Source organism: Clostridioides sp. LIBA-6822, from assembly GCF_056688955.1.
On record NZ_CP196995.1, the window covers coordinates 2,599,226 to 2,621,541 of the forward strand.

25 protein-coding genes and 1 pseudogene are annotated in these 22,316 nt (G+C 26.2%); 8 read left to right on the top strand and 18 right to left on the bottom strand.

Annotated features, from left to right (window positions below):
• Positions 1 to 128: 128 nt before the first annotated feature.
• The 6 genes and pseudogenes from tnpB to ACTG48_RS12405 all read right to left on the bottom strand — a co-directional run bounded on the left by tnpB (position 129) and on the right by ACTG48_RS12405 (position 7,388).
• On the bottom strand, positions 129 to 1,238 hold the full coding sequence (tnpB, locus tag ACTG48_RS12380) for an IS200/IS605 family element RNA-guided endonuclease TnpB (protein ID WP_479916984.1): 1,110 nt from the start codon (positions 1,236 to 1,238) through the stop codon (positions 129 to 131).
• Positions 1,239 to 1,260: 22 nt separating this feature from the next.
• Positions 1,261 to 1,326 (bottom strand): annotated as a pseudogene (locus tag ACTG48_RS12385) (transposase); the annotation flags it as partial.
• A 660-nt stretch (positions 1,327 to 1,986) separates the two neighbouring features.
• The gene (locus ACTG48_RS12390; protein WP_479916985.1) at positions 1,987 to 3,393 is read right to left on the bottom strand and encodes a PTS galactitol transporter subunit IIC; all 1,407 of its coding nucleotides are present in this window, start codon (positions 3,391 to 3,393) and stop codon (positions 1,987 to 1,989) included.
• 189 nt (positions 3,394 to 3,582) lie between these two features.
• Positions 3,583 to 3,885 (bottom strand): PTS sugar transporter subunit IIB, encoded by a 303-nt coding sequence (locus ACTG48_RS12395; protein ID WP_021385097.1) that lies wholly within the window; start codon positions 3,883 to 3,885, stop codon positions 3,583 to 3,585.
• A 121-nt stretch (positions 3,886 to 4,006) separates the two neighbouring features.
• Entirely contained in the window at positions 4,007 to 4,453 is a 447-nt protein-coding gene (locus ACTG48_RS12400; protein WP_479916986.1) for a PTS sugar transporter subunit IIA, read from the bottom strand.
• 31 nt (positions 4,454 to 4,484) lie between these two features.
• Positions 4,485 to 7,388, bottom strand: a complete 2,904-nt coding sequence (locus ACTG48_RS12405; protein ID WP_021385245.1) for a sigma 54-interacting transcriptional regulator — start codon at positions 7,386 to 7,388, stop codon at positions 4,485 to 4,487.
• Positions 7,389 to 7,871: 483 nt separating this feature from the next.
• Between ACTG48_RS12405 and ACTG48_RS12410 the strand changes: the two genes are divergently transcribed.
• The 4 genes from ACTG48_RS12410 to ACTG48_RS12425 all read left to right on the top strand — a co-directional run bounded on the left by ACTG48_RS12410 (position 7,872) and on the right by ACTG48_RS12425 (position 11,287).
• Positions 7,872 to 8,294: a DUF3284 domain-containing protein gene (locus tag ACTG48_RS12410; protein ID WP_479916987.1), complete on the top strand. Its 423-nt coding sequence runs from the start codon at positions 7,872 to 7,874 to the stop codon at positions 8,292 to 8,294.
• A gap of 310 nt (positions 8,295 to 8,604) precedes the next feature.
• The gene (locus ACTG48_RS12415) at positions 8,605 to 9,990 is read left to right on the top strand and encodes an aminotransferase-like domain-containing protein (protein WP_479916988.1); all 1,386 of its coding nucleotides are present in this window, start codon (positions 8,605 to 8,607) and stop codon (positions 9,988 to 9,990) included.
• Positions 9,991 to 10,266: 276 nt separating this feature from the next.
• Positions 10,267 to 10,968, top strand: a complete 702-nt coding sequence (locus ACTG48_RS12420) for an AzlC family ABC transporter permease (RefSeq protein WP_021385123.1) — start codon at positions 10,267 to 10,269, stop codon at positions 10,966 to 10,968.
• On the top strand, positions 10,961 to 11,287 hold the full coding sequence (locus ACTG48_RS12425) for an AzlD domain-containing protein (protein WP_021385118.1): 327 nt from the start codon (positions 10,961 to 10,963) through the stop codon (positions 11,285 to 11,287). Before ACTG48_RS12420 ends, ACTG48_RS12425 begins: the two co-directional genes overlap by 8 nt.
• A 202-nt stretch (positions 11,288 to 11,489) precedes the next feature.
• On the opposite strand, the gene ACTG48_RS12430 is transcribed toward ACTG48_RS12425, so the two are convergent.
• Both ACTG48_RS12430 and ACTG48_RS12435 read right to left on the bottom strand, forming a co-directional pair.
• Entirely contained in the window at positions 11,490 to 13,565 is a 2,076-nt protein-coding gene (locus tag ACTG48_RS12430; RefSeq protein WP_479916989.1) for a HAMP domain-containing sensor histidine kinase, read from the bottom strand.
• 195 nt (positions 13,566 to 13,760) lie between these two features.
• Positions 13,761 to 14,453 carry a response regulator transcription factor gene (locus tag ACTG48_RS12435; RefSeq protein ID WP_479916990.1) on the bottom strand — a complete coding sequence of 231 codons (693 nt, stop codon included), beginning with the start codon at positions 14,451 to 14,453 and terminating at the stop codon, positions 13,761 to 13,763.
• Between the two features lie 334 nt (positions 14,454 to 14,787).
• Here ACTG48_RS12435 and ACTG48_RS12440 point away from each other — a divergent pair, with 334 nt between their 5' ends.
• Positions 14,788 to 14,934, top strand: a complete 147-nt coding sequence (locus tag ACTG48_RS12440) for a hypothetical protein (protein WP_479916991.1) — start codon at positions 14,788 to 14,790, stop codon at positions 14,932 to 14,934.
• Positions 14,935 to 15,040: 106 nt separating this feature from the next.
• Here the strand turns inward: ACTG48_RS12440 and ACTG48_RS12445 are convergent, their stop codons facing one another.
• Together ACTG48_RS12445 and ACTG48_RS12450 are read right to left on the bottom strand one after the other, a co-directional pair.
• Entirely contained in the window at positions 15,041 to 15,427 is a 387-nt protein-coding gene (locus ACTG48_RS12445) for a BlaI/MecI/CopY family transcriptional regulator (RefSeq protein ID WP_479916992.1), read from the bottom strand.
• A gap of 103 nt (positions 15,428 to 15,530) precedes the next feature.
• Positions 15,531 to 15,908: a BlaI/MecI/CopY family transcriptional regulator gene (locus tag ACTG48_RS12450; protein WP_479916993.1), complete on the bottom strand. Its 378-nt coding sequence runs from the start codon at positions 15,906 to 15,908 to the stop codon at positions 15,531 to 15,533.
• 731 nt (positions 15,909 to 16,639) lie between these two features.
• On the opposite strand from ACTG48_RS12450, the gene ACTG48_RS12455 reads away from it, so the two are divergent.
• Together ACTG48_RS12455 and ACTG48_RS12460 are read left to right on the top strand one after the other, a co-directional pair.
• A complete protein-coding gene (locus ACTG48_RS12455) occupies positions 16,640 to 17,059 on the top strand; it encodes a DUF6530 family protein (RefSeq protein ID WP_054272103.1) in 420 nt (139 codons plus the stop codon).
• A gap of 23 nt (positions 17,060 to 17,082) precedes the next feature.
• Positions 17,083 to 17,286: a hypothetical protein gene (locus ACTG48_RS12460; RefSeq protein WP_479916994.1), complete on the top strand. Its 204-nt coding sequence runs from the start codon at positions 17,083 to 17,085 to the stop codon at positions 17,284 to 17,286.
• A gap of 413 nt (positions 17,287 to 17,699) precedes the next feature.
• Here ACTG48_RS12460 and ACTG48_RS12465 read toward each other — a convergent pair whose 3' ends face one another.
• Positions 17,700 to 17,987, bottom strand: a complete 288-nt coding sequence (locus ACTG48_RS12465; RefSeq protein WP_479916995.1) for a hypothetical protein — start codon at positions 17,985 to 17,987, stop codon at positions 17,700 to 17,702.
• Positions 17,988 to 18,016: 29 nt separating this feature from the next.
• Positions 18,017 to 18,748: a hypothetical protein gene (locus tag ACTG48_RS12470; protein ID WP_074178328.1), complete on the bottom strand. Its 732-nt coding sequence runs from the start codon at positions 18,746 to 18,748 to the stop codon at positions 18,017 to 18,019.
• Between the two features lie 204 nt (positions 18,749 to 18,952).
• Here ACTG48_RS12470 and ACTG48_RS12475 point away from each other — a divergent pair, with 204 nt between their 5' ends.
• Positions 18,953 to 19,270: a hypothetical protein gene (locus ACTG48_RS12475; RefSeq protein WP_227836032.1), complete on the top strand. Its 318-nt coding sequence runs from the start codon at positions 18,953 to 18,955 to the stop codon at positions 19,268 to 19,270.
• A gap of 160 nt (positions 19,271 to 19,430) precedes the next feature.
• Here the strand turns inward: ACTG48_RS12475 and ACTG48_RS12480 are convergent, their stop codons facing one another.
• From ACTG48_RS12480 to ACTG48_RS12505, 6 genes are all read right to left on the bottom strand, one after another.
• Positions 19,431 to 19,745, bottom strand: a complete 315-nt coding sequence (locus ACTG48_RS12480) for a hypothetical protein (RefSeq protein ID WP_479916996.1) — start codon at positions 19,743 to 19,745, stop codon at positions 19,431 to 19,433.
• 123 nt (positions 19,746 to 19,868) lie between these two features.
• A complete protein-coding gene (locus ACTG48_RS12485; RefSeq protein ID WP_479916997.1) occupies positions 19,869 to 20,666 on the bottom strand; it encodes an N-acetylmuramoyl-L-alanine amidase in 798 nt (265 codons plus the stop codon).
• Between the two features lie 3 nt (positions 20,667 to 20,669).
• Positions 20,670 to 21,098, bottom strand: a complete 429-nt coding sequence (locus ACTG48_RS12490) for a phage holin family protein (RefSeq protein ID WP_479916998.1) — start codon at positions 21,096 to 21,098, stop codon at positions 20,670 to 20,672.
• Between the two features lie 64 nt (positions 21,099 to 21,162).
• A complete protein-coding gene (locus ACTG48_RS12495) occupies positions 21,163 to 21,369 on the bottom strand; it encodes a hypothetical protein (RefSeq protein WP_021425972.1) in 207 nt (68 codons plus the stop codon).
• A gap of 103 nt (positions 21,370 to 21,472) precedes the next feature.
• Positions 21,473 to 21,655, bottom strand: coding sequence for a hypothetical protein (locus tag ACTG48_RS12500; RefSeq protein ID WP_479916999.1), 183 nt, complete (start codon positions 21,653 to 21,655; stop codon positions 21,473 to 21,475).
• Between the two features lie 9 nt (positions 21,656 to 21,664).
• Entirely contained in the window at positions 21,665 to 22,303 is a 639-nt protein-coding gene (locus ACTG48_RS12505) for a hypothetical protein (RefSeq protein WP_479917000.1), read from the bottom strand.
• Positions 22,304 to 22,316 lie beyond the last annotated feature (13 nt).

Sequence of the window (22,316 nt, forward strand, 5' to 3'; positions counted from 1 at the left end):
TTCTGAACCTCCCATGACTAAAGTCACAGGGTTCCTGCTTCATAGAATTTTGCATACTAAAATATGTCTTACCAATTCTCCACAGGCTATCCCCGTAGTTCCTACGGTTCTTACATAAGTTATTTATTTTAAACTGTTATTAGTCTTAATCCTTCTTTTAGTATATTTATACTTGCATTTATATCTCTATCGTGAGTTACATTACAACAAGGACAAATCCATTCTCTTATACTTAAATTCTTCATTTCCTCGTTTTTGTACCCACATTTATTGCATATTTGTGAACTTGCAAAGAATTTATCTACTTTTACAATTTGTCTACCATACCAATTAGCCTTATATTCTAATTGACGAACAAATTCTGACCATGACACATCAGAAATTAAGCGAGATAGTTTATGATTTTTAGTCATATTCTTTACTTGTAAATCTTCTATGCAAATAATATCATTCTCTCGTATTAATTTAGTAGATAGTTTTTGTAGAAAATCCTTCCTTTGATTAGCTATATATTCTTGAAGTCTTGCAACTTTTAATCTTGCTTTATTTCTATTTAAACTACCAATTGTTTTTCTTGATAATTCTCTTTGTAATTTTGCAAGTTTGTTTAATGACTTTTGAAGATACTTAGGGTTTTCTATAAATTCTCCACAACTTGAGATACAAAATTCTTTAATTCCTAAATCTAAACCTATCTGACTATTAGTATTTTCAAATGCTTTAATATCTATATCAGTACAACATAATGATACATAATATTTACCACTTGGTTCTTTGGATACAGTAGCATTAAGTATTCTCCCTTGAGGTACTTGTTTATCCCTTACTTTAACCATACCAAGTTTAGGTAATTTTATATATTGACTAAAGTACATAATATTTCCATTGGTAAAGTTAGTTCTATATGAAAATCTGTTAGTTTTCTTTGATTTAAATTTAGGAAATCCTGCATTTTCTTTAAAGAATTTTTTATATGCGTTTTCTAAATCTTTTAAGGTATTTTGTAGTGAAAATTTGTCAGGTTCTTTAAGCCACTTTAATTCTCTTTTTAAATTGGTCAAATCAGAACTGCACTGTTTATAAGTAAAAGTTTCTTTATTATTTTCATAAACTTCTACTTTTTTAGCAAGATATTTATTATATACAAATCTACAACATCCAAAAGTTTTGTTAATTAACTCTTGTTGCTTTTTATTTGGATACATTCTAAACTTATATGCTTTTTCCACTACTATCACCTCACTTTACTTGTTTTTTATGATTATGTAATACTGGATGTCTATATTTTACACACCATACTATATGGTATTGTACTAAATATACATATCTGAGCTACTTCAATTTTTACTCACCCATCCTAATATTAACAAGGTAAATTTTTTTAAACAAGTATTTTAAAGGTTTTTATATTTATTTTTAAATAACATATTTAAGAACCGTAAGTCCTAACTTTTATCATTTTTGAAGTTGTCGTTCACATAAGTTCGCTACTACCTATGCAGTTCTCTTATGAACTTCTTACACTTTCATGTAAGCACAGACTATATCTTATCCTTCGGCATTATCCGTTAAGGTCTACCCACTTCCACTACCAATAGCTTGTAGTGTACTTCCCTCAAGAGGAATAGTCGTTGAAGTTTCTCCTATTCGGAGCTTACCTGCTGATTGCCAATTTTAAAGTACTTAGGGTTTAACCTTATACCATCTAACCAATTTTTTCTACTTTCGTAACTTTCACGCTTAGGTTTATTTCATCCTTATGTTTTAGTTTGGTTAGCTTTAGGGGTTTCCAGCAATTCAAGTAGTATTGGATAGGTTATATCCTATCTCTACATATAAGTTTCCCTATACGCTGACTACTTTAGCTACTAACTCATGACTAAAGTCACAAGTGTGCGTAGCTATTTTTTAATCAAATATTCTCTGATACTTATATAAAATCAGCTATAAACTCCTTTAGTTATTATTCTCTTATTACTTATAAATTTAAACTGCTACAGAATCTTCTGCAACATTTTTAAGTGCTTGTTTTTCTAAATAATCAAGTATACTTGTTTTATTTTTTCTAAATAATGCCCATAAAATAAAGTAACTTACAACTGCAAGACCTATATAAATTGGGTTTGAACTTAAAAATGCAAAGAAAACTAATCCCATTAAAGGTTTCCCTAATATATTGAAACTTGTTATTAACATTGCCCCTGCTGGTATAGCAACCCCTATACCTGTAGCCATGTCTGTAAATAATGGTGCTGTAGATGTGCAAATATATAATCCTAGACCAAACCAAATTATACCTGAAACTAACACTTTTGGGATATTACCATTATGTATAGCAACTAGACCTTGTACCATATATGGAATTGCCAATAAATCTACAACTGGTAATACCTTATTACCAGGAAGTATCATAGCTACTACAAGCATTATTGGTATTAAGATAAGACCTGATATTAGAGTTGCTGGTTCCCCATATCCAACAGCATCATTTACTGCTATATACCACTCACGATTTCCAGCTTTTTGCATAATTTTCCTAGCAGCTTCTGTTATAGGTGCAAATGCCTGAGCAAACATACTTGCTACTTTAGGGAAAATTGCCATAACAGCACTTGTAGATATCCCCACTTTCATTATTTCTCCCCAAGCTTCCATAGTAGTTATTCTTGTCATATTACCTAATATACCAATAAACATACCTAAAAAAAGGCCTAAAGTAATTGGTTCACCCAAAAATCCTAGTTTTTTCTCTAATTCTTTAGGATTTAACTTAATTTTGTTTAATCCCAATTTATTGTATATAGGGTCTGCAAACACTGCAAATACGGAAGCTTCAACATTATGCATGGCTATTATTGTACAATTAGGATATCTATAGTAACTAGACCATCTCTTTGCAACTAATTCTGATATTAATAAACTATATAAATTTAATAAAACCATACAACCTATACCCAAAGGAAAATTTCCTGTTACTCCTATAACCATTGCTCCCCATACCATATATGAGTAATTATTCCACAAATCTGAGGGCTGAAATACGTCTGTCCATTTTATTAAAAATAAAATTGTTTGTAATAATATTCCAAGCCCTAAATATATCATTCCTGCACTTGTTGAAAATGCAACCAATGAAGTAGCTTGCCAGCCTACATCGAAAACTGGTAGATTTACTCCTGAACCTTCAACCATTCTATTAATAACTGGTGTTATTATTGGTGTAAAAGAATTTAATATCAGTGTAAAACCTTGTAAAGCAACTCCTGCATATACAGCAGAAAGAAACGATTTCTTAGTAGTCACTTTAAATATCTTTGCTATTATGAATATTATAATTGGAACTATAATTGCAGAACCAAATGTATCGATTATAGATTTCATAAATTCTAACATCTTTTATCCTCCTATTTATAAATACTTATCAGATTCATTAAATAACTTTTAAATGCCTATCTTTTTTTCTGTTGTTTTTCATTTACAACAATATATAAAAAACAGTTTATTTATAAGTATTTAATTAAGTTTTAGACTAATTATAGTATCTAAATCATAGATTTAAATACTATAATTCACTCCCAAGTATTACTTGTTTATTCCTTCAATAACACTTAAAACCTCTTCAAAAAATGCATCTTCACCTATACCAGTTAAACAAGCAAATGCATTTATAGTTGGTATTCCATAATCACCTGTTTGAAGTGGGCTGGTAAATGTTATAAAATCAAATCTTCCTGATTGTGCCAAATTTAGTGCTTCTGTTGGTCTAGCTTCTGTTGTTGTAATAGAAATTCCCTTACTCCCTAATACTTCTTTTAATTTTCCTGCCACCATTGATGATGTAACTGTTCCTGAACCACAAACTGATAATACGTTGAATTGTTTCATAATAATTTCCTCCTAATTTTATAATTTAAGTTTCTATTTTATATAGATTAAATTGATTTAAAAAATGATACTTACTTTTGATTATTTAAATTTTCATTTTCATTTCTAGAATAGACTTCCACTATAATTCTATAAAATCCAATAATTGAGCTACTTCTTCTTTTGTTGATGCATTTTTTATGCTTTTTAATAGTTTTATATTTTGAAAAACTGACATTAAATCTTTTAACAGTTTTACTTGTGAATCTGGATTCTTTACTGCTAATAAGAATACAAGTTCTACATCTAGTCTATCTGTTGGGTCTATCATTGAATTAAACTTTACTGGTTTTTTCAATATACCTACAGCTACATTGGATTCATTTATATGTTTTGAATCTGTGTGTGGAATAGCAACACACATTTCGCCAATATCAAGACCTGTTGGTAATGTCTTTTCCCTTTCTAATACAGCACTTATGTATGTGTTTTTTACGTATTTTTTTTGGTGCATTTTATTTCCTAATTCTTTAATAACACTTTCATAATCATTAGATTCTAGGCCTAATGATATTAAATCTACATTCATTACCCTAACTCCTCTCAATTTTTTGCTGTAGCTACAGATGTTTAAATTTATCCAATATAATATTTCTGAAATCATCTTTATTAAAACACTGCTTAGCATTATTCATAAATTCTTCATCTTTTAATATCTCAAGAACATTTTTAACAATGTCTTTATCATTAGTCTTAAAAACTGGCATAAATATAAAATTTACATTCCCTACACTCCAATCAATAGGATTTTTTAGTTTAACAAAAACAAACCTTGTGCTATTTACAGTAGAGGAATCTCCATGAGGTACTCCTATAGCTCCTTTAGAATATGTTGGAAGCATTTCTTCTCTATGTAAAACAGAATCCAAATAATCTTTTTCTACATATCCTTTATTTATAAGAATTGAGCATATATACTCTAATAAATCCTTTTTAAAATATATATCTGGTTCAAAAATTACTAAATCCTCATCAAGCATTCTTTCATACGCTTTAATTGGTTTCTCTTCTTGTTTTTTTGAATTTGATAAGTATATATCTAAATTTTTGAAAAGTTCCTTATTATATGGGATAAAATTTATACCTGGTATCTTAGGATTTATTGTCCCAACAATAGCTAATATATTGTTTGTCTCCTTTAAATTTTCAATTTTACAAAATAAATTTTCATCCAATGCACTCATTTGATAACATTTAGTATTATCATACTTTTCTTCTAATGTTTTACTTATATACTTGGCAGTTCCTTCTCCAGTAAGACACAAGGTTACAATTGCATTTGTTTTATCTATGTGTTTTTCCAACTCATAGTTATATCCCATCCTATCTTTTAACAGAGAAAAAAACATTTCATCTAATTCTTCATCTCCCATAGAAACCTTTCTAGCTGCTTCTAATGCCATTAATAAGTCTACTCTATCAATAGTTTTAGTATTTATATTAGTTCTCTTATTTACTATTTGCCCTATGTTTGTAAGTGAACCAATATCTACCAAAAATAATATTCCTTTTCCTTGGTCTATTATTTTTGATAATTCTACGGCCTTATTGTATATATTTATTGGTTTTTCATTTAAAGGCATATCTATAGCTACAGGAAACTTTACTCCTAAAAGTTCTTTAACCACATTTACAGTTTCTGTAGCTATACGTCCATGAGAAATTATTATTAATCCTACTTTATCTTTTTTTACTTCATTTTTTAGAGCTGACTTTATATAGAGTGTTATAAATCCAACTTCATCATCTGGAATCTTAATACCAACTGATTCTTCAATTCTTATTGCAAAACTTTTACCAATTTCATATTCTTTTGAAAAATCACTTCTTATCTTTTCTAAATTTACATTTATTATTTTTTGATTTAGCTTAATTCTTTTTATAGCTTCTTCTAAGTGTATTGCTAGATATTTGAACATATTTTTATTTACTTCTAAGCTAATGTTTTTTTCAACTATATCATTCATAAGCTCTTTAACTAATTTGACTAAATTATCACTTACAAAACTATTTAAATCACTCATTGAAAAAAGCTCTTCATCACTATTAAGATTGAACTTTAAATCAGCAAATCTATTTAAAATAAAAGTCCATAAAATATTTTCTATATCTATATCTTCAATATCTAGAGATTTTAAATCATAATATTTTTTTTCAATTGTTTTGTATATATCTTCTGGTAATATATACTCCTCACTCAAAAGATTTCCCTTTGCTGAGGATTCATCTAAATTAAATGGTATAAATATGGCATTTTTTAAATATTTTCTTATTTCTGTATATTCAATCTCTTGAAATGCTGCATCTTTAAAAGAATCCTTAAGTTTTAGAACCTCATTTATATCTACTACTACTATTGATTCTTTATCTTCATCTTTGGAATTTATAAACTTCATAAAAGCTCTTGCACAAAGAACCTGAATCATATTTTGTAATTGCCCTATGTTTCCACTAAACTTTTTTAGTGCAAGTATTTCAATCACATTTTTATCTACAAATATTTTCGCATTTATTCTATTACACTCTTGTTGAAAGATATTATATATAAGGTCTATTTTCTCTTTTAGCAGTCTATCATGTAATGGTGGCAAAGTTATTAGCATTGGTATTCTTCTTCTGAATGTCAATAATAAATTAGTCTCTACATTTTCAGTAGTAGCTCCAATCAACATAATACTTACTTTCCTTTCAGCATTGGATTCACCTAATCTTCTAAATTTACCTCTGTCCAATATAGAAAATAGTATTTCTTGACCCTTTGGAGGCAATCTGTGTATTTCATCTAAGAATAAAACTCCTTCATCAGCTTCTTCTACAAGACCTGGTGTATCATACTCTGCTCCTGTAAATGCACCTTTTTTATATCCAAATAGTAAAGATAACAATAATTGTGGATTGTCACTATAATCAGCACAATTAAATACAACAAAATTTGAACTTTCTTTTATTACCTTTTTCTTCTTTGCAAACTCATACATATGTTTAGAAAATAAACTTTTACCAACTCCACTTTCTCCTACAATCAATGTAGGTAAGCCCTTAGGAGGATACAATATAGCAGATTTAGCCTGTTCTACAGCATTTTTAAGACTCCCATTACTTCCTATTAGAGTTTCAAAGGAATCGCTTGATTCTTCTTTAGGTACTTCTACCACATCCATTTCCAAACTTTCTTTAGGTAAAAGTTCCTCTACAACTCTTCTTGATATATTAAAACCTTCTGCCATCAATTCTCTTGTAATTTCTGATATAGAAATATTTTTATTTTTTTGTAATATAGCTGAAATTGCTGACTTTAGATAAGGATATCTTCTTTGCCTTGAATTACTTATATTAAGCTCTTTTCTTAAATTAGTTATATTCTCTCTAGTTGTACTTAAAAACTTTGCTATTTGAACATCTGTTAATGGGTCTTTTTTATTTTCTGTATTTATGATGTTTACAAGTTTATCTCTCAACTCCATGCTTAATAACTCCTTTCTTAATAAATTATATAAGCAACTATCATGCCATACTTAATTTAATATTTTTTGACATTTAAACCCTGTAAATAACTAGGCATTATTAGCATTTATACAATTTGATAATCATTTACATTTTGTATAATTAGTAATTCGCTAAATGTATTGACTATTTATAACTTTAAATAATTTAATCCCTTATTTAAATTATAATGTAAAAATATTTATAAATTTATAATTGAAAAACTTATTCAATCAGATATAATAATACATATCTACTCAACAATAAAAATTATTATAAATTATGCTTTTAACACTTTCTGTTTTGAAATTTTACTTTTATATAATAGTATAAATGCTTATCTTATACACATATGATTTTAGCTATATACATGAATTTTACATGCTTTTATCTGGCATACTATACTATTTTAACTTAAAAATTAATTTACAAGTATTAAATTTATATACAGAGAGGAAAACGATATGAATACATTTAAAACTGAAATCTTATTGAAATATTCTGCAAAAGATATATTTAACATATTTACAAAATCTGCAAGATTAAATTTTCCTAATTTTAGCGAAAAAAAGGCAGTAGGCTCATTTGTACAACAGAAAAATAACAAAAGATTTAAAGTTGAAATAACTAGTTTTGAAAAAAATAGAATCTATGAGATAAGAACAAGTAATAACAGAGAAAGTATTATAACTAGATATGAACTTATACATATTGATTTAGAAAATACAAAACTTATTTTCACTGAAAGTGAAAGTGAAAGAAATTTATTTGGAAAAATTAATTCAGCTCTTGTAAGAGTATTGTTTGGAAAAAGACATCCAGAAGAATTCAATAAATTTATCAAGAACTTAGAAATAGAGTTAGAAAATAAGAACATTAATTTATAGATATAAATTTAGTGCTCTTTTCTTGGATAATACTTAATACATCAAATCTAATGTTTAGCTTAAGACTGCTCCATCTATCATTTTTAATATAAAACTCTTACTAACTTTTTATGATACAATATTTTATAAATGATTTATATTACACTAACTTAATCTAAAACTTAATAATAAAACTAAAAATGAATATTGTAAAACTATTTGATAATTAATCTGTGACTTTTAATTATCAAATAGTAACTAAAATTAAAAACATAACTTCATTGTTTTAGATAAAGATAGTAATTAAATTAATAATAAGAGGTGAAAATTTATGCCAATTAATTCTTTTGAAAATTATCCTATGAATTGGAAACCAAAACGACCTTCAAAAGGACAAATATTATATAAAGCTATTGCAGAGCAATTAGAACAAGACATCAACAGTGGAATTTTGTTGCCAGGTACTAAATTACCACCACAGCGTGAATTAGCAGATTTCTTAGATGTTAATGTCAGTACTATCTCTAGAGCTTTTAAAATTTGTGAAAAAAAAGGATTAGTAAGTGGAGTTACAGGAAGTGGAACCTTTGTATCTTATGATACTCGTTCAAATTTATTCTTAATGTCGAGCAATAATAAAATTACATTTATTGAAATGGGCACAATGAATCCAGATTTCACACTAGAAGAAATGAATACTTTATTTAAACATATAGTTAAGGAAATAGATTTTAAAACTATATTTCAATATGGCCAAAGAGATGGTGCCAAGTGGCAAAAAGAAGCTATTGTCAAATTAATGTATAGAGCTGGTCTTGAAACTACAGCAGATAGCTTACTTCCTGCAAGTGGTGGGCAAAATGCAATTGTAGGTATTTTAGCAGGTCTATTTCAACATGGAGATAAAATAGGTGTAGACCCATTAACTTATCCTGGAATAAAGACAGCAGCTAAAATGCTTGGAATACAACTAGTGCCAATTAAACAAAAAAATAGAGAGATTAGTGAAGAAGGCTTGTTATATGCTTGCAAAAATGAGAATATCAAAGGTTTATACATAATACCAGATTATCAAAATCCAACTACACATATAATGTCACAAAGTGGACGAAAAATGATTGCAAATATTGCATCTAAATACAATCTAATTGTGATTGAAGATGCTATTCATAGTTTGCTTAATGAAGCACATTTAAATCCAGTAGCTTCTTACATACCAAATCAAACAATCTATATTACGAGTTTATCAAAAATTATTGCACCTAGTCTACGCCTTGCATATATCTCTACACCTAAACAGTATAGAGAGGCATTATCAAGCGCATTATATAATATTAATTTATCTCAGTCTTATTTTTTAACAGAAATTGCTTATCGTATGATTAGTTCAGGAGAAGCTGATAAACTAATCAATGCTCGTCGCAAATCTGCAAGGAGAAGAAACAAGATTATTAATCAGTATTTATCTGAGTATAATATTTTGGGAAGTGAAGAGTGTATATTTAGATGGTTGATTCTACCTGATAATATAATGGCAGAAAAACTTGAAATACAAGCCCTTAAAGAAGGTGTACAAGTTTATGCATCTGAGCGTTTTGCTGTTGGAAAGGAAAAACCTATTTCTGCAATAAGAATAGCTGTATGCGCTACAGAAAGTACAGAAGAACTTAAAGCAGGTCTTACTGTATTAAAAAGATTATTGGAGAAGAAAAGATAATTGTATTGCACACAATATTTTAATTGTGTGTATTTTTTTTTGTTGTTACAATAAAATTACACCAGATAATAATTAAATTATAGAGATTAATATAGATTATTACATTGTAATAACTAGTGTATAGAATTTGATAGTATTTTATAACTAACTCAATTTTATATAGTAAGCCACATATTAATCCAAATTTATTTTTAAGGTATGATTGCAATTATACAACCAATCTATTTTACTGTTTTACTAATATTTAATACATTAAAACAAAAGGAGTGATTTATCATGGAAAAATCTCAGCAATTAAGAGAAAGTTTTGTTGCTTCAATCCCAATATTTTTAGGTTATATACCTATAGGCATAGTAGGAGGAATACTATTACAGAAATCTGGGCTTTCACCTTTTCAGATAGCACTAATGGTAACGCTAGTATTTGGAGGTAGCTCTCAATTTATTGCAGCTTCAATGATTTCTACTGGTGCAAGTGTAACATCTATTGTTTTGACTACATTTATTGTTAATTTAAGACATTTTTTAATGAGTTCTAATTTGAATATGTATATAAAAAATAAAAGCCCAAAATTTATATTGCCATTTTGCCATACTATAACAGATGAAACTTTTGCAGTGAATTATGAAAAATTTACTACTGGAAATTGGTCTGATAAAAATGCAATTTATCTCAATTTCTTCTGTTTAGTTTCATCAGTTTTAGCTAATTTTATTGGAGCATTTTTAGGAGAAAGTATATCTATAGATAGTTCTATTTCTGGTTTCATATTGACTTCTATGTTTATAGCATTAATAGTTTCTCAAATAAAAAATAAAATTTATATTGTGGTATTTATATCATCAATTATTATTTCGGTTATCTTATACACATTATTTAAAAATAATTTAGTAGTAATAGTTGCTTCAATTTTAGCATCTTTAATTGGTTTCTTCATAGAAGAATCTCACTCTAAAAAGGAGGAATCTTATGAATAATAATTATTACATACTTTGTATTATAATTGGAATGTATATTGTTACATATCTTCCAAGAGTTCTTCCTATGTTAATTTTCTCAAAAAAAGAAATGCCTGAGTTTTTGAAAAAAATCATGAAATTTATACCTGTAGCAATACTTACTTCTTTGACTGCTAAAGATGTATTCTTTAATGGAGATAATTTATATTTATCTATATCAAACCCTAAAATTATATCTTTTTTGGTTGTACTTCTTGTTGCTTACAAGTTTAAATCTATTGGAATTTCTATTGTTACAGGTGTGATATCTATATATTTATTTGGAATTATCCTATAATCTTTAAGTAACTATTTTAAAATTATTTTATAGATTATGCTTACAATTTTTAAGTTATTATTATCTCGATTTTAAGTAAAAAACAGAATAGTTTAAAACTATTCTGTTTTTTACATTTCAACCTTTATTATCAATATTTTAATGTCTTATAATAAAATTTTTATACTCTTTATAAAAAACATGCTTATATTCAAATATTATCTCAATCCAAACTTGTTAGTTCTTCTTCATATTTTTGAAACTCTAAATTTGCTTTAAACAAATCTCCATCTATTTCTATATAGAATTTTCCACCTTGTAAATTTACTAAATCTCTTGCAATGGCAAGTCCTAATCCACTACCTTCAGTATTTCTTGATTCATCTGCCCTTTTAAATCTTTCCATAATCTCACTTGGGTCAAAATTTAATTCATAAGAGGATATATTTTTCATAGTTACTTTTACCTTTTCATCACAATCGTATACATCAATATAAACTCTAGTTCCTTCTAAAGAATATTTAGCTATATTAGATAAAAGATTTTCAAATACTCTATACATTCTTCTTCCATCTGCCCATATATATACCTTGTCATTTGGAACATTTAGTTTTATATCTAAATTACTTTTAGATAATTTTTCTTCAAGCTCACCTATACTTTGTCTTAATAGTTGCACTAAATCAATCTTACTAATTTGTAATTCTATATTACCACTACTTACTTTACTAGCTTCAAATAAATCTTCTATTAATAGCTTTAATCTTTTTGACTTTGATTCAAGTACATTTATATAGTCATTTATATATTCTGGTTGTATAGATTCCTCTTTTTTAATCAAGTCTACATAATTTATTATAGAAGTAAGTGGAGTTTTCAAATCATGAGATACATTTGTTATAAGGTCAGACTTCATTCTTTCACTTTTTACTTGCTCTTCTATTGCTTTATCAAGGCCTTCTCCAATATTATTTATATTTTCAGCTAAAGACGTAAAATTATCATTTCCTGTAATTTTTATCTTATAATCTAATTTGCCCTGTTTTATCTTTTCGGTACCTTCTATTACATAACTAAGGTAGGAAAGTCTTTTAGTTATATATATTGCAAATCCTAAAAAAATCCATATAGAAACCACTAATCCCAAACTTGTACTTTGAGTACTAATCGCCATGATTAAAATTAAAGATGCTATCACTATCATAATAACTTTTCGTGCTAAAGATACTTTCCTTATAGCGTTAATGACCTCCTTTACAGTCTTTATTAACCATAAAATCACTCTTACTATAATACTCGACTTAAATATGCATATTTTATTTTCCAAATAACTCAATTGAACATGTATAAAAAATATATTGTTTGATACTACCAATAAGGATATAAAAGCTAACATCATGATATAAATATCATAAGATACATTAAAAACATACATAATCAAAAGTACTATTGAAATAGATACTAGTATTACATTAAATTCCATAGGTATCTTACTGTATATTAATAAAAATATGTTATTTCTTTTTAAAGCTTCGCATTTTATTCTACTATATAAAATTATAGATAATAAACATATAATTGCTAAACTTAAACTAGCTACAAAAAATAATCTTACTTTTTCTGTAGCTTGTTTAAAGATTTGAAAGTTAGTATATACTATTCCATCATCTATAGTTGGTTCTTCGGGAAAAGATGCATATGCCTCAAAAGGCATATATCCTCCATTGATTTCCATACTAACATTATTTAGCTCAAATTTTTCTCCATTTATTTTTTTAGTATATGAGCTTCTTTCTCCATCATTTACTATCTCTATATCACAATAGCCTTTAATATTTTTTTTAAAATCCTCTAAATAACCATATTCTGTATTTGTATAAAATTCTCCTGTCTTTGTATTAACAATGTATATTTTTATATTTTTCAGAGAACTTAAATATTCAGTAGAATCTTTTATATTTTTTACACTTTTATTATAATCAGAAACAATACTATTTGAATCTGTACTATTACCTCTTGTTTGATAGCGTTCATAATTTAATTTAATTTTTTCTTCCCTACTTAACCCACTGCTTATAGATAGCTTAAAATTATATAATAAATTAGAGATTGTCTCACCATCAAACATATTACTGTCATAAAAATCATCAGATATATTAAAAATTCCATTCTTTGTAGAAGTTTTTTGTATATTGTATTTAGGTTCAGTAAGTCCTATTGTTACCAACAATATAGTTAATGGAAATGAGATAGATATTATGATTAATGAGACTAACTTTAATGTTCTATATTTTTCCAACTTGTCCACCTCATCTACATTGTCAGTATTTTATATAATATAAAATTTAATACAAGCATAATTCCCATAGAATAAACTAAACTATTGGAGAAAAAGTTAAAACATATAAGAATTCCTAACATTTGTGTAAATGTAAAAATGACCAAAATCAAAATACAATTAAATATTAAACTTTTTTCTTTTATAAGTTTTCCACTAAAATTTTTCAATCTTATAACCAACTCCCCACACCACCTTTAAAAATCTTGGTTCTTTTGGATTTATTTCAATCTTTTCTCTTATTCGCCTAATATGTACTGCGACTGTATTTTCTGAATTAAAGCTTTCTTCATTCCATACTTTTTCGTATATCTCATCTATTGAAAAAACTCGTCCTTTATTTTCTAAAAGAAGTTCAATGATTTTGTACTCAATTGGAGTCATTTTTATATTTTCACCATCAATTTTCACTTCTTTTGTTAGTGTATTTAATTCTAAAGCTCCACTTTTTAAAATTTCTTTACATGTATCTTCGTAATTGCCTAAAGTTACATATCGTCTTAAGTTTGATTTAACTCTAGCTATAAGCTCTAATAAGTTAAATGGCTTTGTTATATAATCGTCAGCTCCAATATTTAATCCCATTATTTTATCTGTATCTTCACTTTTTGCTGAAATTAAAATTATTGGTATGTTTCTTTCTTCTCGTATTTTTACAGTTGCTTTGATTCCATCTAATTTAGGCATCATTATATCCATTAATATTAGATGAATGTCATTCTCTGTTATTATTTTCAAAGCTTTCATTCCATCATATGCTTTATATATTTTAAATCCTTCCGATTTAAGATATATTTCTATTGAATCAACAATTTCTTTATCATCATCTACTACTAATATATTGTACATATTTTCACTTCCTCTATTGTATAATAATACTTATCTCTATTATACAATATCTTTCACTCCCTTTCTCAACAATGACTAAATTGTTATATTACATTAGCTTACATTTTTGTAACTTTCCCTTATAATTATATAATAGAACATAAATCTTAAGAAAATATTATCCTAAATCTTAAATATTTCTTAAGATTTAAGATAAATTGAGGTTTATTTGAATTAATTGATTTGAATTATGTTGTTTTCAGATTACTTTCATTTAAGTATTTTGATTGGATTCAGCTGAATTAATGTATATTAATTCTTATTGAGCAGTTTTTATTTTCTGGGTGGAAGAATGGTGGAAGAATCATATTTTACTAATTTTCTTCCACCATTCTTCCACCCAAATAGACTTAGAAGCATTTATTTAACTGCAATAGTAGATACTTATTCAAATTCTATTTTTATACATACTATCTATTATATACTATTAAAATTTATATAAATATAAGACAAACCTATTTCATTTTTTAACATATTCAGAATAATAAATAAAATGAAGGTATGAAATTATAACTTTTTCTACCTTCATTTTATTTACTGTGTATCTATTAGTCATTTTTTTCTTTCAAATTCTTAAAATATTCTTCAAGTTCAATTAATTTATCTTCATCTACTTCATCATCTTTACTATGTAATGCTGATATTAAACTTGAAATTGAATTTTTATGTATGTTCTTCAAAAATTCTTTCGTTTCAAACCTTAAATATTTTTTCTCTTTTACTAGTATATTGTAATGTGTAAGTTTACCTATTTTCTGTGTGCTTAAAAATTCCCTTCGCTCTAATCTTTTTAAAACTGTAAATGTAGTTGATTCATTCCAACCATATTTTTCTTCCATCGTATTAACTAAATCTCTAGAAGTTAATACTTTGTTAGCTTCCCAAATATATCTCATAACTTTTAATTCTGCTTCTGGTAATTTACTAATTTTCATAGTTTACACCCCTTTGCCGATTTATGTATATGTAAATTCTACATCAATAAAGCTTATCAAACAAGAGAATTTAGCCAAATATATCCATCCAATTTTTACCATATTATTCTTTTAAGTTTCTGTAATACTCTTCTAATGAGTCTAACTTTTCTTTACTTACATTTTTATGTGTGGTAGTAAGAGAACGCATTATTTTTCTACTCTTACTAGATTTTAGTACCTTTTTCTTAAAAGCATAATATTCTTCATTATCTATTATTATTTTATAATGAGATTGAAACTTTATAATATCCCTAGCCAAATAGCCTTTGTCAAGTAGCCTTTTTAATAGTGTTTTTATTGTACTTTTATGCCATCCATACATCTGTGTTATATCTTTTACAATTTCTTTTTTAGACATTTTAGAATCTTTTTTCCATAAATATTCCATCACTATTAGCTCTGCTCTTAATAATTTTTCTACTAACATTTCTTCTTTCATCTTGTGTCGCTCCCTCATTCAGTCTAACTTAAACTAATAATAGGAGCTTTTTAACACAAAAACTACAGGTAAAATTTTCCATATATTCTACTGTTTTAGTTTGTTTTTATATATAAAAAATATTATTCATATCTACAAATTTATTCAATTTTCAAACACATATATCAAATAATAACTAGTTGTATTGTATTGTTTTAATTGTAGAATAATACTAAATTGCTAAAACTAAAGGAATTTAGTGGCATAAATATTTATTAAATAAGACTTGTAAAATGAGTTATAAGTTATATTGGTAAGTTATTAAAAACATATACTCTTTTGTTTTTGTGAAAGTTTTTTAGGTAGGTAATAATATCTATATTTAAAAATAAATTGTATGGATATACACATATATTAACTTCTTATAATTATAGTTTATATGGTTATTATAATTTTATAAATACACAGTTAGACGACTTTGTAATATAGTACATAGAAAATATGGTAGAATCTTGTCTGCATAAAGCAATGATATTGATAGGTAAATATAATTATAAAAGATTAATTAATTTATATCATCCATCTTGTGTAAATCATATCTATTCTAGTGAAAATTTTCATATAATCTAGCAATTTCAATATGATTACTAAATATTTTAGTAAACAATTTATTTATTTATTTTATTGACATTTAGTAAATATTCTAGTAAAATAAACTTAATAAAATTTTTAAATAAAAGGAGATTGATAAAATGAGAGTACCTGAATATTTGTCACACAAACCTATAGTTGCGGTAGATAATTATGATAGAATTGATGGAAAGTATGCAAATAATTCTGATGCAAAAGCTTTGTCTTTAGGGAAAGCACAATGGAGTGATGATGAGAATATTGAAATTTCAGCTAAAGTTTGGAGACACACTGGGGGGAAATGGTCTAGACAAAGTGAAGAATTGCCCCTACATAGAGTATTGGATTTAAATATATTAATACTATCATCAATGATGATTAAAAAAGATAATAATCTTTCAAAGACTAATTTAGATGAAGTTATATTAAATGAATCTGATAATAAAATATTAGAAAAATTTTTAGATGAAAATCAAGAATATCTAAAGCCTAGAATCAGAGAATTAAAAAGAATCTTAAATGAAATAAATTTAGAAGATTAAAGTTAGTTAAGTAGGTGAATGAATTGTGTAATTTTAAAACTTACATATTAAAAAGAACTCTGAATAATAAACAACTGGAGATAACTCGAAGTTTTGACTTAGATAATCTTATTTGTACTGCAACAGAAATATTGAAAGATAATAAGATTGATTTGATAATTATTGATGAAGTAAACAATGTTGTTTGGAGAAATGAAAAAAGCACTCCCCAACATGAGAATGCTTAGTTACAGATATAGGAGTGTACTGCGAATACACTTCTATTTTTTTATTATATCATATAATTTACTCTATGAAAAAGACCTATTTAAATCGTTTCTAAGATATGTTGAGTAAGGTTCTTGATAGTGTTTATACATTTAATGTATTTCAAAAAAATAAGCACTCTTTTTATAGGAGTGCTTTGGTGTATGTTAATGTATATATCTAATACAATTATAACATGTCTTATGTTTTAGTATGATAATTTTCGTTCGTTTTATTGTTACAATATATATTATGATTTTATATAATTTTTTTAACTAATAAAAAATTATTTTTGAAGTATAATATATTAAAAAGGTGATAGAAATTATCTATCACCTTTTTGTCTAATATTTAAATTTAATTTATTTACTACTAAAATAAATCTAAATGCATTTTAAGAAATTAAATAGTTAAATAGTATATTAAAGCATAATGGTAAAGATAAAAATATAAAATTCTTTATAGTCATAAGTTTTACCTCATCATTTTTATTTTCTTCATTAAAGTAATTGTCTTGATAAAATGTGGCTCTATTTTGATAACCTGTTTTTAATACCCCATTTTGAATTAATAGGAGTATAAAAAATATTGCTAATAAAATAAAGTTGTAATTTTTTTCTTTTAATATAAAATTAATTGTAATAACTATAAAACTATATAAAACATATATAAAAATTTTCATAAAAAGCACCTAAATTCCATATTTATATTTTATGTTAAACCAAATCTAGTTCCTATAAAAACATCTACATAATCAGTCCAAGTGGCACTTGATACACTTCTCTTTACTGTTAAATGAGCCTGTGCATTTACTCCACCTGCTCCACTAGCATCATAGTAGTAATTAGAACTTGGAGAAAATGAATATGTAGAGCCCATTTTTGGTGAATTCCATGTTGTAGAATTAAATTTTTCTATTCCAGAAGTACGATTACCTGTAGCATTAAGATATCTACTGTAACCAGAAATTGAACGTAGATATAGTTTTGTAGGAGTCATTTGTGGATCTGACTTAGATATAACACCGCCACTCACATTAGTTATTTTATATCCAGGATATCCATCAGGCAAATTACGTTTATCATATGTCATTTTTACAAAATACTTTACATCTGCAAGTATTTCTTCCTGATATTTGTTAAGTATAGCTCTAGTTACTATTACAGTTGCGTCAAATGTTTCTGAATCTTTATTTTCAGCTATTTTTACAACATCTAATATTGTATCTTCTTCTGTTGATATTAAATTTTTGATATCTTTACTGTTTAACATTACTTTACTCTTAGGGTCTTCATTTCTAGGTCTAATGTTGTGATTTGCTAAATCTATTATCCTTTGAGGAATTTTTTCAGGGGGGTCTTCATCAGCAAAAGTAAATGGTACACATACTTGAAAAATCATTAACACTGATATTACAAATGGTACAAGTTTTTTTAATTTCATAAGAACACCTCCTTGTTTATATAAATTATAATATAAATATTCAGAAATTTCAATCTATTTTTGTAGAATAGTTATATTTTTTGATATTTAATATATTATCATTAAATTTTATTACATATATTTGTAATATTTTAGATACTCTTTATACTTATATTGCTGATATACTTTGATTAAGAAAAGCAAATTTAACAGGAGGTATCTGCTATGGATTTTGGAAATATCAATCTTATACTTATTGGAATAATAGTTATAATAGGAACTACAATAATATATTTAATTAAACCTAAAACTGCTTTTTGTAGTAAAAAATATTTTAATAAATTAGAATCAACATATGGAAATATAGATAAGAAAAAAACTGTTAAACTAGAAGCACTTTATCGCTATGTAACAGGTCTTGAGTATATAGCAATAGGCTTATTTACAAGAAGATTAGATATTACAATAATAGCAATAATATTAGTATATACTATAACAACAATGCTATATTATTTAATTAGAAGGAAATATATAACTATATAAACTATTTATAATAAAACACTGATATAATCAATAAAGAAGGTGATAGTATTATACTCTATCACCCTTTGTCTTGTCTAATATTATATGATTTCATCCTGTTTTTATCAACCAATATAACTAAATAGTTATGAGAAAATACTATAAAAAATTATTATAACATTTAACAATCTCCATAATATTCAGCAAAATATAAAGGGCTTTTCTTAGTGACCTTATAATTTCTCAAGTATGATTCTGTAGCTTTCTCAATTGGAGGTTTAGTTAATGTATAACATTTTGCATTTTCTTTTGACAACTTTTCTTTGTCTATTTTGTTATGCAACTCATCATCAACTATTCTTGTAGTAATAGCTTCTTTGAAATATCCATTAAAAAACACATGCGTCTTTAGTGCTAGTGTAGGAGTTGAATGTAATATTAGAAACACTGCAATAATAGATAATGCTGTTGTTAATACTAACTTTATCCTCTTCATAATTAATCTCCTCACATTAATAATATATCTATAACTTATTATATAAGTTAACATATACAAATATCTTTTTCAACACAAATAAAAAAAGAAGGTAACAACTAACTCTAGTTGCTACCTTCTAATCTATCTATTAATAAAATCCAATGCTTTATAAAGTGTATCAAACCTATCATTTCCCTTTATCATAGTATATCTTTCTTTAGTTATAGAACCTATCTTATTACATGCTCCACCACCAACAACATATAAATTCTCTGTCTGACCTGGTATATAATCTTTTATATCACATACTCTACATTCATTTTCTTTGTAGTTCCAACTAATTATTTGTGCTAATACCTTGTCAACTTCTCCCTCGTAAACCACTGTATGTTTATACATTTGTTTCACCTCAATATTATCTATTTTCTTATTTAATATACCCTCAGCTATTAGCTTTGCAACTGTATTTTTATTTTTAATATAATAATCTGTATCTGCTTTACTGTCTACAAAGCATACCTCAATCAATATTGCAGGTGCTTTTGTATGACTAAGCCAGTAAAGACCCCTTACATCCGATTTAGCACCTCTATTTTTAAATACTGTTGATAGTTTATCATTTACTCTATTTGCATACACTTTGCCATTATTAGTTTTGTATATTGTTTCTGTACCCATTGGATTTAGAGTTGTGTTATTTGCATTGAAATGGATTTGCACTGCCAAGTCTATGTCTTGTTTATTTGCTATTTGACATTGTTCAGATAAATAATTATTCGATTTATCTATCTTACCAGTATATACAGTTGCTCCACCTTGTTTTAACCATTTAACTATTAGTTCTGTTAGTATTCTATTTTCTTTTCCTTCATCTATATAACCAACTGCTCCTGTTCCTTTACCTGTTAGTGTATGACCTGGTACTATTGCTATTTTCATTATTTATTTTCCTCCTTTAATATTCAATTCATCTGTCATTGTATCTAGTAAATTTCCTATTTTCTCTTTTAGTTTTTTAGGCACTGGTAATCCACATAAGTACATATTTTTTAATATACTTACACTTTCATACAAAATGAATAAAATAGAGAAAAATTCAGATATTCCAAGATGATTTAATCGTAAAAAATCAACCCAATCCTGCGGTAACATAAATAAAAAGTTAAACTTTGTAAGTATGTCAACTACTGCTAGAAAAAATATACATGCTATCATTGCAACTTTTCTTATTCCTCCATTTATGCCAAAAGAGCTATTAAACTTATGTGTTTTTATTGCTCTTAAACATCCTAAAAGAGTATCAAAAGCTATTGCTAATATTACTAACTTTATAAATATATTTGTTCCTAAAAAAACTATCGTTATATTCATACATCCTCCTAATTTTGTATTAAAATAGGACTTAGAAATTATCTAAGCCCTTTAAATGTGTAAATTATTTTACTCTTAAATTATCTACAAATTTTGTAGTTTTTTTTAAATATGCTATATTACAATTATCTATCCCTTGTTTTGTAGGGTGTTCGATATAACAGCCTTTCAAATCTCCTATTTCCATATTTTCTTCCATTTTGTCTGTTTTGTAATTAATAAATATACTTATTAACATAATTAAAACTAGTATTGATATAAATTTCTTCATATTTTTATCTCCTTTATAATATAATTTTTCTATTATAGATAAAAACAAAAAAATTATAACTAAAAAAGGAAATTATTTTTAATTTATATAAAAAAAGAACCTTCTATAACGTTGATTCTACTACTCCACTATGTTCGATTATATAATCTTCTACTACTGGACTACTTGATAATACTACATAATTTTCATTTAAAGTTTCATATATTTCTATAATATATAAATTAGAGTTTTCACCCATTATTTTTTCTTTTTCATCTAAAGAATTATAATATACTTGTTTTTTCATAATTTATTCCTACCTTAATATTTTTAATTCTTCTATTTCTGCACGAGCTGCATATGAACCATCTAAATTTCCTGCTCCTACAGATGTTAATAATATTTGTACTTTTATATCCATGCCCTTCTCAACAATAATATCTTTTGTAAATGTTAGATTAGCAGAAGATGCATCAGGAGTATTGTCAGTAACATAAAAGTATTCTTTTCGGTTTCCACATACTAGCTCTATTTTTGCTGTTGCATAATCAGCACGCATTTTAGACGCTTTAAGTTTGCCTGTGAATCTTAATGTGCCTTTTATACTAGATACTTCATTGTAAACGATGCTAGGAGTGTTTACAATTGTAGCTTGAATTCTATTTTTTAAAGAAAAAATTTCTATTGATTGAAAAATCCAGTTAACTTTTTCAATCAAATTAGTAAATGTTTCAGATGATGTTGCTGAAACATTTTTAGAATTAATTGTTTCCACTAATACATTTTTTAATGTTTCTATTTTTGTTTTAGTTACACCTAGTTTATCTGTGCTCAGAAATGGGCTTCCTAACACATCTGATATATTATTTTTGCCAGTTTGAAAATCAGTTTGTACATTTTCTAATGTAGTCATAAGCTCCCCTAAACTAGCACTTTCAGTTAATTTTTCTGTCATATTATCACCTCAT